Below are 14,321 nucleotides of genomic sequence, written 5' to 3' on the forward strand. Positions count from 1 at the left end.
TTTAATCAGAGTTTTCTAAAATCCCTCTGCCCCAGGGCCGAGGTGAAGGAGTTGAGATGGAGCTGACCGGCAAACAGCGCATAGCGGTGCTGCTGCTCGCCATGGGCGACAAGTTCACGTCCGACGTGTTCAAGCGCATGGACAGGCAGGAAATAGCCGAAATCTCCAAAGCCATTGTGGACTTGGAGCCAGTGCCGCGTGAGGATGTGGAGGAAGTGCTGCGCGACTTTCATGAGTCCCTTGTGGAAGGCGTGGACATGATCGCAGGCGGCAGTGATATTCTCAAGCGCATGCTGGTCAAGAACCTTGATCCTGAAACCGCCAAGTACATCATGGACTCGCTCAGTCTCGAAACCGGGCCAGCGCCCTTCCGCGAACTGGAGCAGGTGAGCCCCCGCCTTCTTTCACAGATTTTGCGTAACGAGCATCCGCAGACCCTGGCCCTCATTCTCGGTCATCTGCATCCCGACCAGGCTGCCAATTTATTGACAAGCCTGCCTGCGGGCGTCCGCGCCGAGGTACTCATGCGTCTGGCGCGCCTTGAGGCCGTGCCTGAAGACATGCTTATGGAAGTGGACAAGGTGCTCACAAGCCAGCTTATCGCCATGGGCGGCAAGGAAGGCAAAAAAGTGGGCGGCGTCCAGTCCGTGGCCGAAATCCTCAATGCCGTGGATCGCGCCACCGAAGAAGAAGTCCTGTCCGAGATCGAAGAAGATTCCGCCCAGATGGCCGAAGATATCCGCAACCTCATGTTCGTGTTCGAGGACTGCAAGAATATTGACGACAGGGGCGTGCGGGAAATGCTCAAGGAAATTTCCAATGAGGATCTTACGCTGGCCCTGCGTGGCGCCACTGACGATCTCAAGGAAAAGTTCTTCAAGAACATGTCCGAGCGCGCGGGCAACATGATTCGCGAAGAACTGGAGTACATGGGCCCCACCAAGCTTTCGGACGTGGAAGCCGCACAGCAGAATATCGTCAAGATCGTGCGCCGCCTTGAGGCCGAGAGCAAGCTGGTTGTCAGCAGGGGCGCGGGCGAAGTTTTCGTCTAAGCCTGGCGGCCTGAAGCCCTTGAGAAATATGACGGCACTCTTGCCCGAACCGCGTTTTCTGTAAAAACTGCAAGCTGGAAAAAGTCATGGCGTCAGATCAGTTGCGCAAAAAATGGGGAACTGTCTTCATGGGTGAGCGTGAAGCCACCGTGGAGCAGCTTGACGCCATGCAGGAGCCCCTGCGCCGCGAACGTATGCAGCAACAGCAGCAGGAAGACTATTTTGACCGGGTGCGGGCCAAGGCAGAGGAGCGTGCGCGCGAAATACTTGGCGCGGCCTATGCCGAGCGCCAGAAAGTGCTGGAAGAAGCCAGGGTTGAAGCGCAAGAACTGAATAAGCGGCTCACGCACGAAAGCGCAGCCATAAAGGCGCAGGCCCAGGAAGAAAGAAACCAGGCGCAAGCGGAACTGGCGCAGGCACAGGCCTTGCGGCAAGAAGCGCAAGTCTTGCGTGAAAACGGGCAGGCCGATGGTTTTCAGGCCGGAATGGATCAGTCCGGGCAGGAACTCAAGGAATTTCGTGCTGAAATAGGGCAGGCCCTTGGCACGGTGCTTCATGCTCTGGACAGGCAGCGTCACGCCATTTGCGAATCCTGGCGTGAACAACTGGCCCTGCTCACGCAGGAGGCCGTTACCGCTGGCATCGGCTGGATGCTGGAAAAAGAGCACAAAAAAATATTGCAGTCTCTGGTCTTTGAAGCGCTGAATCTTCTTGAAGACCGTGCCACCATCACCCTGCGCGTGCACCCCGACGACGAAGAAACCGTCAGCGACATGTTTATGGCAGCGCGCGAGCGCGTGCCCGAACTGCAACAGTGGGTCGTCAGCGGCGATCCCTCGGTGGGGCGGGGCGGTCTGCTGGCCGAAAGCGTCAGCGGCAGCGTTGATTGCCGCCGCGAACTCTATACGGAACTGGTCAACGGTGTTTTGTCCTGCCTCACTCTGGGGCCAGGTCAGGATGACCCGCGCCAGGGTGAGGCTGTCAGCCAGTTGGTGCGTCAGGAGGCCGAACGCATTGCGGCCCTGTCTCCCGAGATGGAGCAGGCATCAGCACATGGGGCGCATGTGGATGGGCACGCTGGGCAACCGGACGTAGCGGGATACGATGAACAGCCCGCAGGCCCTGCCCATGCTGACCCTCTGGATGTCGAACTTCCCCCTGGTCTGCCAGAAGATCTGCCGGAAGATCTGCCGGAAGATTTGTCGCAAGGGCTGCCGGGCGACCTGCCTGCTGATTTGCCCGAAGATTTGACTGCCGCCGAGGCCACTCACGTGCCCGAAACCGTGCCCGAAACTGGGGCAGGCGAACCGGCTGGCGGAACCGCTGTCGCGCCCCAGGGCCAGGACAGCCCATTTCAGGACAGCCCATTTCAGGACAGCCCGCGTCAGGACTTGCCCGCCACGGACGAACCTGCGCTGACGGAAGATCACCATGGCCTCATATCCGACGCCGACGCCCTGATGGTGGAGGAGCCGGAATGGACTGCCGCGCAGGCCGACGCTTCTGCCCCGGCGGAGCGCTGGCCCTCTGAAGAAAGGCATGTGCCAAGCGCTGCGGACGTGAATCAGCAGGCAGGCTCCGAATCGCCTGGTCAGGAGCCGGGCGCAGCAACTGCCGCGCCTGCCGGACAGCAAGGCGAAGATTATGCCCCCGCCGCACCCGCGCAGTCGGCCGAATCCTCTCACGGCGCTGCCCCCATGCAAGCCCCGGCTGGCCCAAAACATGCGGGCCAAAAAAATGCGGGCCAAAAAAATGCGAGCCCAAAAAATGCGAGCCAGGAAATGACGGCTGCCGCCCAGGCTCACCCGTCCGGCCAGGCCGAAAACCCGACGCTGGCGGAACTGGAAGACGAGCTTTTTCCCCTTGAAGTTGAAGCGGAGGAATCCGGCCTGACGGAACATCTTTCAGCCCGGGCTTTTGCCCCCTCTGACGGCTCCGGGCTTTCCGGGACTGCCGGGCCTGATGGAAAGGGCGGCCATGACGACCAGGACGTTTTTTCGCAGGGCGGTTTTCTGCCCGGTGCGGATAAAGGCCGCTGATCCGGGGTTCTGCCATGAAACTTGACCCCCAAGCCTGCATCAAGCTGCTGCAAGCCAGCAACCCCGTCCGCCTGTATGGCAAGGTCAACAAGGTCGTGGGCCTTGTGGCTGAAGGCAGCGGCCTGCGCGCCCCTCTGGGGGCTGTCTGCCACATGCTGCCCGATGATGCGGACGACGGCATCGCCGCCGAAGTGGTGGGCTTTCGCGACGGAAACCTGCTCTTCATGCCCTATGGTGATATGCGCGGCATCCGTCCCGGCAGCCGCATCCGCAATACCAGCCTGCCGCCGGTTTTTCCCGTGGGGCCGGAGCTTCTGGGCCGCGCCTTTGACGCTTTTGGCACGCCCCTGGACGCGGGCCCGCCTGTCAGTACGGAACTCTATTCCTCTCCCTTGCCCATGGGCGACAATGCCAAGGCCGATTTTGCCCGTCAGGTGGAAGAGCAGCGTCCCTTTGTGCCGGAATGGGCGGAGGCGGCCCGCCAGCAGTGGCATCCCGAGCTTGCGCCCATTTACGCCGATCCGCCCAGCCCTTTGCAGCGCCCCCGCATTACGGACATCCTTGATGTCGGCGTTCGCTCGGTCAACAGCCTGCTCACTCTTGGCAAGGGGCAGCGCGTGGGCATCATGGCCGGTTCCGGCGTCGGCAAGTCCACCCTCATGGGCATGATGGCGCGGTACACGCGCGCCGACGTCAACGTCATAGCGCTCATAGGCGAACGCGGCCGCGAAGTTGTGGAATTTATGGAGCGCGACCTTGGCCCCGAGGGCATGGCCCGCTCGGTGTTGGTCATCGCCACTTCCGATCAGTCGCCGCTGGTGCGCATGCGCGCTGCCTACGCGGCCACAGCAGTGGCCGAATATTTTCGTGACAAGAGCATGGACGTGCTGCTCATGATGGACTCGGTGACGCGTTTTGCCATGGCCGCCCGCGAAGTCGGCCTGGCCGTGGGCGAGCCGCCGACCACAAAGGGCTATACGCCCACAGTTTTCGCCCAGTTGCCAAAGCTGCTTGAGCGGGCCGGGCGTTCTGCCAAGGGAACCATTACAGGCATTTACACCGTCCTTGTGGACGGCGACGACTTTAACGAACCCATTGCCGACGCCGTGCGCTCCATTCTTGACGGCCACATTGTGCTTACGCGCGATCTGGCAGACCAGGGGCACTTTCCCGCCATTGACGTGCTGCGCTCCATCAGCCGTCTGCGCTCGGACATCTGCGAGCGGCAGGACATCCTGGCCGGGCGCGTGGTCACGCGCAATATGAGCACCTTTCGCAGGGTTGAAGATATGGTCAATATCGGAGCCTACGCGCGGGGCACCAATGCCGAAATCGACGCTGCCATCACCAGCATGCCCGCCATTAACAACTTTTTGCGCCAGGACGTTGGCGACCCGCAGTTTCTGGAGCAGAGCATGCAGCAACTGCGCGCTCTGGCCCAACTGGCGGAAGGGGCGGCAGCCCAGCAGGGCGAGCCTCCCGTGCCCTCCGGCCAGAACGGCGTGGCCCCGCAGCGGGGCTGACCTCTAGAGTAGATCAACTTTGAAATGAGAAGCATTTCAAAGTTTTCATTCAGCCGAAAAATACGATTTCCGGCTGAATCCACGCCACGTTGTGGCGCGCTGCACGAAAGTGCAGCGTTAGAGCATTTGCACTTTTTCAAAGTTAAAATGCTCCAGCAACAGCCGCGCGGATTATATTTGCGAATTCTGTCACATGCGGCTTGAAGGCTGTATGTGCTTATGCTAGGCTGAATTGACATGCGTTTTTGACTTGCGGCTGAATAAAACGGTGTTTATTGTTTCTGTAATGCGCCAGTAAAGCACGCTTTTTCGTAATAGAAAGCCTGCTTTTCGCCCAAGCCGGAATCCGCAGAATATCCGCATGGACAGCGCCTGCGCCCGGTTTGTACCCGGTATGCTCCTGGCGTGTGGCTGTGTCCGGCTGGCCCTGGTTCTGGCAGGCCCCCGTTTTGCCTGCGTTGCCATCTGGCAGCGGCAACAACCGGGAATGGGCGGCCATATCGGGGCGATATTCCGGCATATGCCGTATTTCCGTGTCTGCGGTTCGGCGATACCGCCGCTGGCGCACAGGTCCCGTATGTATCCGGGGCTTTGTCACGAGTTCTGGAGCCGACATGTCTCTCTCACGCCTTCTGGGCTTTTTTACGCGGTCCGCCAGACGCGCCGCCGCCAGTGTCACGGCTTCCGACAGCGAGGCCGAGCACTTCTTTGCACTGCGGCACCATTCCTTCAAGCTCTTCTTAACGGCATGGAACACCTTTCAGGAAACCATGACCGCCCTTGAATACACCTTGTGTTGCGACCATCCTTTCGGGCTGTATCGGGTGCGCGCTCTGTGCACCAGCATGGCCACCCAGGTTTTTCAGTGCGTCAAGCAGCTTGAAAGGCTCGATCCGGCCCCGTGCCAGGCCTTGTACGCCCGTTTTGGCGAGCTTCAGAAAAAAGTGGCCGAGGATGTGTACGAGCCGGAAGTGTGCCTTCTTGGCCCGCTGGTGCTGCCCCTTGGTGAGGACTCCGATCTCGAGGCGCTTTCCGGCCAGGGCGGTTTTCCTCTGGTGGACCCGGCAACCCTGCGCCTTGAAGAGGTGCGGCGGCGGCATCCCCAGTTGGCGCCCCGAGGCTTTGTCATCACCATGGCCGGGTGCCAGCATTTTTTACAGAGTGGTGACCTGCAAAGCGAGGTCAACCGCCGTATTCAGGCGGCAGGGGGGCTTGCGCCAAAGCATCTGGCCAAGCTGTCGCGCAGTCTCGGCCAACTGGTTGAAGATACGCCCTTGCCGCCTGACCTGGAACGGGAAATCCGTGCAGCGCTGGCACATTTGCGCGCCTCCTGCCAGCACGAGTCCATGCGGCTGGTGCTGCGTGGGCGGCTGTGGCCGCCTGAAGCGCGTGGCAGCGACGATCCCGGCCTGATCCTCTGGGGGCCTTCCGTCCCTCTGGACGCGTCTGACGAGGAAATTTTGCACGCGGTACAGCTGACGCTGGCGCGCAAGCAGCGCGCCCAGGCTCTTGTGTACCGTCGCGCGCGGGGCCTCACCGATGCCGGGGCGGGCGTGTGCATAACCTGCATGGCAGTGGAAGAAGGCTCCTGGGGCGGACTTGCCCATTCGTGCAGCCCTGTGCGCGCTCACGGAGAACTGGTTCACGTCTATGCCTGCCAGGGCCTGCCGCAAGAACTGGATTATTCGGTGCTGCCTGCCGATCACGCCACGGTGGACAGGCAGCCGCCCCGCGAAATCGTCAGTCTTGCCGGCCCCGATGACGCGGCATGTCTTGTTCTTGACGCCGACACGGCCAGGGATGTGGCTGCTCTGGCCCTTGAGCTTGAAGAACTTCTGGCATGCCCGGTTTCCCTTTCCTGGGTGCGGACGCCGCAAGGAGAATTGCGTTTGCTGCTGGTGCGGCCCATTCCCCTGCCGGTGGACGCCGTGGACATGCCGCCAGTGCTGCCTGAAGTCGGCCCCAGCCTGCGTCTTTCGGGCGGGTATACCGTCAGTCCCGGCAGGGTGGCGGGGCCTGTCTGCGTGGCGCGCCGCTGGGAGGACGCCCGGCGCTTTCCGCCTGGCGGCATTTTGGTTGTGCCTGATGACAATTATCGTTGGGGCGCCTTGATGGACCGCGTTGCTGGCATCATTGCCAAAGAGGGGCTGGCCGGTTCGCGCCTGGCCTCGCTGGCGCGGGAATTCGGCAAGCCAGCCATTTTTGGCATGGCCGGGGCACTGGACACGCTGGAAAACGGGCAGAGCATCACCCTGTGTTCCGACATCTGCCAGGTGTATGCGGACAGGCAGGAGTCGCTTTTACCCAACGTGCCGCCCGGGCGCGACTATATGCCGGGCAGCCCGGTGTACCGTATTTTGCAAAAAGCCTCGGCCCGCATCCTGCCCCTGACCATGGACGTGGACAGCCCGGAATTCAAGGCGGCCAATTGCCAGACCTATCACGACATAGCCCGCTATTGCCATGAAAGGGCCGTGAGCGCCATGTTCTCCCTTGGAGCGGAAAAAAAATACGCGCCGCAGCGGGTAAAACAGTTGCGCGACAAGGTGCTCAAGCAGTTCTGGGTGGTTAATCTCAGTGACGGTTTCGCCGTGACCCCTCCCGGCCCTGTGATTGATATTGACCAGATAGCGTCCGTACCCATGCGCGCGCTCTGGCGCGGCATGAACGCCTATCCCTGGCAGGGGCCGCCGCCCGTGGACGGCAAGGGATTTTTGTCCGTGCTCTTCGAGGCCACGGCCAATCCCAATCTGGACCCTGCGGCGCAAACGGCGTATTTTTCAGAAAAAAACTATTTCATGATTTCACGCGACTATTGCAGCCTGCATTCGCGCTTCGGCTTTCATTTTGTGTCCGTGGAGGCACGCCTTGGCGAGCGCACTCCGGAAAACTACCTCACCTTCCATCTGCGCGGCGGAGCGGCCAACATTGAGCGGCGCATTTTGCGCGTGCGCTTTGTGTCTGAAATCCTGTGGGAATTTGGGTTCGCTCCCACGGTGCGCAACGACGCCGTCAGCGCCACCCTCAAGGGCATGGACCGCGAAGAGGGCGAACTGCTGCTGGCCATTGCCGGGTATATGACAATCCACACCAGGCAATTGGACATGATCATGCAGGACGCAGCGCAGGTGGCCGCACGACGTGAAGAAATGCTGAACCACTGCCGTATGCTGTTCCGGGGCGAGAGCCTGGCACAGGACGCGCCCGGTGTGGAGGAGAAGCAAGCATGTCCGTAACCGCGCCCACACCACATCGTGGCTACAAGGCCATCTACCGTCGCCTGCTGCTTACCCTGCTGCTCATGGCGCTGACGCCGCTGGTGGCCCTGGGCCTTTTTTGCATAGACAGGCTGAGCGTCATCTATGACGAGAAGATCAGTGCGAGCATTGAGGCTGTGGCCAGCAGCAAGCACCGCGCGCTGGACACCTTTATGGTGGAGCGCGTGGCCCAGATCAAAAATCTGGCCTTTACCCATCCGTATGCCGACCTGAGCAATCCCGCGCGCCTGAGTGAAATTTTCAGCGTCATGCAGAATAACAGCCGTTCCTTTGTGGATGTGGGCGTTATCGGCATGGACGGGCGGCACGTCTCCTATGTGGGGCCGTACGATCTCAGGGACAACAACTATTCCGATACTCCCTGGTTCAGGGAGGTGTTGCGCAAGGGCGTGCATGTCAGCGATGTGTTCATGGGCTACAGAAACGAGCCGCACTTCATCATTGCCGTGCTGCGGCATGAGGGCGGGCGCAGTTACATCGTGCGGGCCACCATTGATATGGACGCCGTGGTGGCTCTGTTGCGCCGCGTGTATTCCGGGCCGCACAGCGATGCGTTTCTGATCAACGCCAAGGGCGAACTGCAAACAGATTCGCGTTATCACGGCAAGAGCATGGATACGTTCGATGTTGCCCTGCCCGATTTGACGCGCAAAACTGTTGTCACCCAGTACCTCAAGACGCCCGAAGGACAGGAAATGCTGGCCGCCGTGATGTCGTTGGAGTCCATGCCCTGGCGGCTTGTTGTGCTGGATGATGTACGCGACAGTCTGCGGCCTTTACGCCAGCTCAAGGCGCTGATCATTTTCTTTATGGTTCTGGGCAGCGGGCTTGTTTGTATGGGGGCTGACCTCTGTACGCGGCGGCTTGTGGCCTCGCTGGAAGAGTCGGATCAGAAGCAGGCCCATATTGATGCCCGCATGCTCCAGTCCAGCAAGATGGCGGCTCTCGGCAAGATGGCCGCTGGCGTGGCGCACGAGGTGAACAATCCCCTGATGCTCATTCAGGAAAATGCCGGGTGGATACGCGACCTGCTGGAAGACGAAGACGAGACCAGCATGAAAAATTATCAGGAAATTCTCGAAAGTACCGAGAAAATAGACCAGCATGTCAAAAGGGCCAAGGGGATTACGCAACGCATGCTGGGCTTTGGCCGCCGTATGAATCCGGGGCGCACCGAAATTCTCATCAATTCCCTGACTGACCAGGCTGCGGAGATGCTCAAAACCGAAGCCACCAACCGCAGTATTTCCATTGTCAGGGACTATGATCCGCAAGTTCCGGTTATCCTGTCCGATCCGGCGCAGCTTGAGCAGATATTTATCAATATCATTGACAATGCCGTTGACGCCATTGGCAAAAACGGCACTTTGACCATCCGCACGCTTGCGTGGAAGAAGGGCGTTCGCATACTGTTTACTGACACCGGCCCCGGCATGGATCAGGAAACCATGTCGCGTATTTTCGATCCCTTCTTCACCACCAAGAAGGTTGGCGAGGGAACAGGGCTTGGGCTGGCCATCTGCTATACCATACTTGAAAAACTGGGCGGGCGCATTGAAGTGCAGAGCCAGGTTGGGCAGGGCACCACGTTCAGCGTAACCCTGCCGCCAGAGCCGCCGCAGCTGCCGACGGAAGACGGGGGCGCGGTCTAGAGCGATCTGGCGCGGTCGCGAAAAGACGGGGCGCGGCAAGGCTGACGAACAGCCTGAGCGCACAGGAGCAGTACCCCTTTGAGAGCGCTCCGGCGTTGCGCATGCAGGCGCACATGCACGCGCCTGGGCAGCGCAAGGCGCATGTGGCTTGAATCCTGATTTTGGGGCGTGTACGCGCCAGACAGCATATTGATTGAATGGCCGCGCGGAAAAATTGTCATTCCGGCGGCCACCGGCGGCAAGAAACAACGCATCGGCAACCTGCCCGGCCTGGCCGCGGCACTGCCTGTAACCGAGGAGGCCCCATGCGCGCATTGTTTGTGGACGACGAACTGGAATTTTTGGAGTTGATGCAGAAGCGTCTTGTCAGGCGCGGAATGGAGGTCGCCACTGCGCCCGATGGGCAGACCGCCCTCAACATGGTCGATGAAGCGCTGGCCCCCGGTGGGGACCCATTCAACATCGTTGTTATGGACGTGCGCATGCCCGGTATGGACGGCCTTGAAACCCTGCGCCACATGAAGCAGAAAGCGCCCAAGTTGCCCGTCCTTCTGCTGACCGGACATGCCTGCATGGGAGTGGCCGTGGAAGGGCTTGACCTTGGTGCGTACGACTACATGCTCAAGCCCGTTGCCATCAGCGAGCTCATCATCAAGATGGAGGAAGCGGTTCGTTCCGCTGTGTAGCATGGCTCTGCTCAAATACTTGCGACACTGGCTGGGGCGTGAGCAGCCCTCGGAGCCGGATCCGGCGGTACTGGCCCGGGAGGAAGAACTGAAGGCACGGCTGCGCGAGCGTTGCGCCCGGTTCCGCCGTCTGCTCTCGGCCAACAAGCGCGCCCTTGAAGCCATGAGTGAGGTGGAAGACCGCCTTACGGGCGCGAGGCCGTTTGGCATGGACTATGTGCATGCCGTCAGCACGCGCGCCGTTACCGCCGTCTTTCAGATGGTGCGCGATCTCAACGCACTTTCCGACAACGCCTATGCCGCCCTGCAGGATTCCTTTGACCGCATCCGTTCAGAAATGGAATCCATGCTGGAGGAAATGCCCCATCAGGACGGCCCCCTCATCCTGCACCTTGACCAGATCAGCCTGAGCGACCTCACCCTGGTTGGCGGCAAAATGGCCAATCTTGGCGAAGTCGCCGCCAATGCTGGTCTTACCGTGCCGGACGGTTTTGCCGTAACCGTCAGCGCCTACTACCGTTTTATGGAATATAACGGCCTGCAGAGCGAACTGAACCGGCGCATTCAGGCCACGGACATGCAGAGCCTGGATGAAGTCTTCAGCCTTGCCGCCGCCTTGCAAAAGTCTGTGCTCACGGCCCCGTTGCCGCCCGAGCTTGAAAAAAGCATCACCGAAGCCGTGGACGCCATGCGCGCCAAGGCCGGGCCAGGGCTAAAACTGGCCCTGCGCAGCAGCGCAGTGGGCGAGGATTCCCTGGGCGTCACCTTTGCCGGGCAGTACAGGTCTGAACTCAATGTGCCGCCTGAAGAAGCCTGTGAAGTGTGGAAGGAGATCATCGCCAGCAAGTATGCGGTTACGGCCATGAGCTACCGATACCAGCACGGCATTCCAGACGATGCAGCGCCCATGTGCGTGGGGGTGCTGGCCATGGTGCCCGCCGCAGCCGGGGGCGTGGCCTACAGCCGCGATCCCGTGGCCGCCAGCCGTGGCCGCGAGCAGATTCTTCTCAATGCCGTTCCCGGCTTGCCGCAAGCCGTTGTGGACGGTGTGGTTACCCCTGACGTGTATATTTTCAGCCGCAAGGTTCCGCCGGAACTGATCCACAAACGGCTGGCCGGGCCCGAGGGCACGCCCCCAAGTCTTACCGACAAACAGGCGGCTGACCTCGCAAAAGTGGCCATAGCCCTTGAAGCGTACTATACCGAGCCACAGGATGTGGAGTGGGCCCTTGATGCCGAGGACGGGCGCATCGTTGTTTTACAAAGCCGCCCACTGCGTGAGGCCAATTCCGCCACGGAGCAGAGTACTGTCGAGCATCAGGGGGCAGGAGAGGAGGCAGGCGAAGCCTTTGTGCTTGCTGACCTGCCCGCCGGGCTCAAGGTGCTGGCCGCAGGCGGAGTGGCCGTAAGCCCCGGCGTTGGCATGGGGCCGGTCTTTGTGGCCCGCAAGGAAGCGGACATGCTTTCCTTTCCTCAGGATGGCATTTTGGTGGTGGAACGGGCTTTGCCGCGCTGGGCGCCGCTGCTTTCGCGCGCCTCCGGGCTCGTGAGTGAAACAGGGGGCATGGCCGGGCATTTGGCATCGGTAGCGCGCGAATACCAGCTGCCAGCCGTCTTCAGCCTGCCCGACGCCTGCCTCTTGCTGCACGGCGCAGGCGAAGCCACGCTGGATGCCGGGCGCTGCGCCGTTTTTGCCGATAGGCAGCCGCAACTTGCCTCCACAGCGGTGGAGCCGACCAATCTCATGGCTGGCAGTCCCGTGCATCAACGACTCCAGGCTTTGAGCCAGCTCATGGTGCCCCTGCATCTTCTGGACCCCGACGCGCCGGAATTCACGCCTGCCCATTGCCGTACCCTGCACGACATTACCCGCTTCTGTCATGAAAAGTCCGTCCGGCTCATGTTTGAAGAGGAAGACGCCGACGTCAGCAGGCGCATGGGCAAACAACTGCGGGCCGGAGCCAAGCTGCAATACTGGATTGTGGACATGGGCGGTGGATTCAAGCACCGCGTGACCGGCCCCATCGTGGATATTGATGTGATTGCCAGTGCGCCCATGCTTGCCCTTTGGGACGGTATGGTCGCAGTGCCGTGGGCCGGGCCGCCTGCGGCCAGCGCTTCGGGATTCATGACCATCATGCTTGAGAGCACCATGAAGCCAGAGCTTGAAAGTACCGCGCCCAACAGCATGGCCAACAAAAACTTTTTTATCATTTCTGATAACTATATGATCTTGCAGGCTCGCTATGGCTATCACTTCTGCACAGTAGAAAGCCTTGCGGGTGAGCAAAGCCACGAAAATTTCGTGAACTTTCAGTTCAAGGGCGGAGCTGCGGACAGGCAACGCCGTCGGCTGCGCGCCCGCATGGTGGCTGACCTGCTGGAGCAGCACGGGTTCCGCGCCGATGTGAAGGACGACTCGGTCTTTGCCGTGGCCGAAGGCTACAGCGCCACAGAAACATTGATGAAGACGCGCCTTCTGGGCTATTTGCTCATCCACACACGCCAGGTGGATATGATCATGCTGGAGACAGACAGGGCCACGGCGCTGAAAAACAAAATGCTGGCGGATATGGAATCGCTAAGCACCAGGCCGCTTTTGGGGAGATCTCTTTAGGGACTGTTTCTAAATAATTCTTTTGTCCAATTGGCTGCGTCAAAAGGCCATTTTTTACTCTTGTCATGTACCGCAAAAGTACACTCCTTTCGTAAAAAAGCCTTTTTCCTTGCCCTTGGCGCAAAATCATTAATTAGAAACAGCCCCTAGGTCATACTGCGTGGATAAACAGTTTTTTTGTGGGGGAGGGACCCTTTTTGCAAAAGGGTCTCCTCCCCCACGCCCCCACCCCCTAAAATTTTTATTGTATTTTAGCGCATTTACACTTTTTCAAAGTTAAAATGCCCTAGCCACCGCTATTGCCCTCATTGCCCCCTTTGCTGGACCCATCAATGGGTAAGCGCCCCCCCCCAAATCTTGCATTTCCTCTCAAAGCCGCCTAATACGGTACTTCATGCCTTTTTGCCAAGAATGGAGAAATTATGACTAAACCTCGCGTATTTGTAACCCGTAGTGTACTGCCTGAAGCTCTGGACCTTTTGCGCACACGTTGCCAGGTGGATGTGGGGCCTGCGGAAGGATTGTCCGGAAAAGCGCTGATTGACGCCGTGCGAGGGGTGGACGCCGTTGTCGCCACATTGCAGCATCTTGACACTGACGTTATGGAAGCCCTTGCTCCCACGTGCAAAATCATTTCCAGCTATGGCGTTGGCTATGACCATATCCCGGTGGCAGAGGCCACACGCCTTGGTATATGGGTGACGCACAACCCCGATGCCGTCACCACCGATACGGCCGATCTCGCCTGGGCGCTGATGCTTGGCGTGGCCCGCAAGCTGCGCGATGGGGATATGACGGTACGCAATGACGAGACTCCCTGGGGCGTCACCATTCATATGGGCCTGCGGGTGAGCGGCAAGACTCTGGGCATTGTGGGCAGCGGGCGCATAGCCCTTGCTGTGGCAAAGCGCGCGCAGGGTTTTAACATGCGCCTCAGCTATACGGCCCGCCACAGAAATGAAGCATTTGAAGCCGCCACCGGCGCGCAGTACCTGAGCAAGGAAGAACTGCTGGCTTCGTCCGACTTTGTAAGCCTGCACATTCCCCTGACCGATGAAACGCGGCATTACATCAGTACGCCGGAGCTGTCGCTCATGCGTCCGAATGCCATTTTGATCAATACCGCGCGCGGCCCGGTAGTGGATGAAGAAGCGCTGGTGGTCGCCCTGAAAGAGGGCCGCATTGCCGGAGCCGGACTGGACGTTTTTGAGCACGAACCGCATGCGCATCCAGAGTTGCGAACCATGAACAAAGTGCTCATGACCCCGCACCGGGGCGTTGCCACCATCGACTCGCATGTGGATATGGGCGAGTCCTCGGCGCAAAAAATATTTGACGCTCTGGACGGCAGGCTGCCGCAAAACTGCCTGAATCCCCAGGCCCGCAAGCCCAGCGTGGCTTAGCGTGGCTTAGCGTGGCTTAGCGTCGTTTCACGGCGAAAGGCCAGTCTTTGTGGGGGAGGGCCCCTTTTGCA

9 protein-coding genes are annotated in these 14,321 nt (G+C 60.1%); 8 read left to right on the forward strand and 1 reads right to left on the reverse strand.

Translation table 11 applies throughout. The features are described 5' to 3' along the window. The first annotated feature begins 56 nt into the window (after positions 1-56). The 3 genes from fliG (at position 57) to RBR41_RS00720 (ending at position 4,614) form a co-directional block, all read left to right on the forward strand. Complete coding sequence (gene fliG / locus RBR41_RS00710; protein ID WP_320350191.1) at positions 57-1,052, forward strand: flagellar motor switch protein FliG; 996 nt, start codon at positions 57-59, stop codon at positions 1,050-1,052. A gap of 86 nt (positions 1,053-1,138) precedes the next feature. Continuing rightward, positions 1,139-3,091 carry a FliH/SctL family protein gene (locus tag RBR41_RS00715; protein WP_320350193.1) on the forward strand — a complete coding sequence of 651 codons (1,953 nt, stop codon included), beginning with the start codon at positions 1,139-1,141 and terminating at the stop codon, positions 3,089-3,091. A 14-nt stretch (positions 3,092-3,105) separates the two neighbouring features. Continuing rightward, on the forward strand, positions 3,106-4,614 hold the full coding sequence (locus RBR41_RS00720) for a FliI/YscN family ATPase (RefSeq protein WP_320350195.1): 1,509 nt from the start codon (positions 3,106-3,108) through the stop codon (positions 4,612-4,614). Between the two features lie 217 nt (positions 4,615-4,831). Here RBR41_RS00720 and RBR41_RS00725 read toward each other — a convergent pair whose 3' ends face one another. Beyond that, the gene (locus RBR41_RS00725) at positions 4,832-5,134 is read right to left on the reverse strand and encodes a hypothetical protein (protein ID WP_320350197.1); all 303 of its coding nucleotides are present in this window, start codon (positions 5,132-5,134) and stop codon (positions 4,832-4,834) included. A gap of 94 nt (positions 5,135-5,228) precedes the next feature. Between RBR41_RS00725 and RBR41_RS00730 the strand changes: the two genes are divergently transcribed. The 5 genes from RBR41_RS00730 to RBR41_RS00750 all read left to right on the forward strand — a co-directional run bounded on the left by RBR41_RS00730 (position 5,229) and on the right by RBR41_RS00750 (position 14,250). Then, complete coding sequence (locus tag RBR41_RS00730; RefSeq protein WP_320350198.1) at positions 5,229-7,850, forward strand: PEP/pyruvate-binding domain-containing protein; 2,622 nt, start codon at positions 5,229-5,231, stop codon at positions 7,848-7,850. Further along, entirely contained in the window at positions 7,841-9,544 is a 1,704-nt protein-coding gene (locus RBR41_RS00735; RefSeq protein ID WP_320350200.1) for an ATP-binding protein, read from the forward strand. Before RBR41_RS00730 ends, RBR41_RS00735 begins: the two co-directional genes overlap by 10 nt. A gap of 305 nt (positions 9,545-9,849) precedes the next feature. Then, entirely contained in the window at positions 9,850-10,230 is a 381-nt protein-coding gene (locus tag RBR41_RS00740) for a response regulator (protein WP_320350203.1), read from the forward strand. A gap of 1 nt (position 10,231) precedes the next feature. After that, entirely contained in the window at positions 10,232-12,847 is a 2,616-nt protein-coding gene (locus RBR41_RS00745) for a PEP/pyruvate-binding domain-containing protein (RefSeq protein ID WP_320350205.1), read from the forward strand. A gap of 422 nt (positions 12,848-13,269) precedes the next feature. Further along, positions 13,270-14,250: a D-glycerate dehydrogenase gene (locus tag RBR41_RS00750; RefSeq protein ID WP_320350206.1), complete on the forward strand. Its 981-nt coding sequence runs from the start codon at positions 13,270-13,272 to the stop codon at positions 14,248-14,250. The last annotated feature ends 71 nt before the right edge of the window (positions 14,251-14,321 follow it).

The sequence above is a fragment of the Desulfovibrio sp. genome (genome assembly GCF_034006445.1).
Taxonomy (GTDB): domain Bacteria; phylum Desulfobacterota; class Desulfovibrionia; order Desulfovibrionales; family Desulfovibrionaceae; genus Desulfovibrio.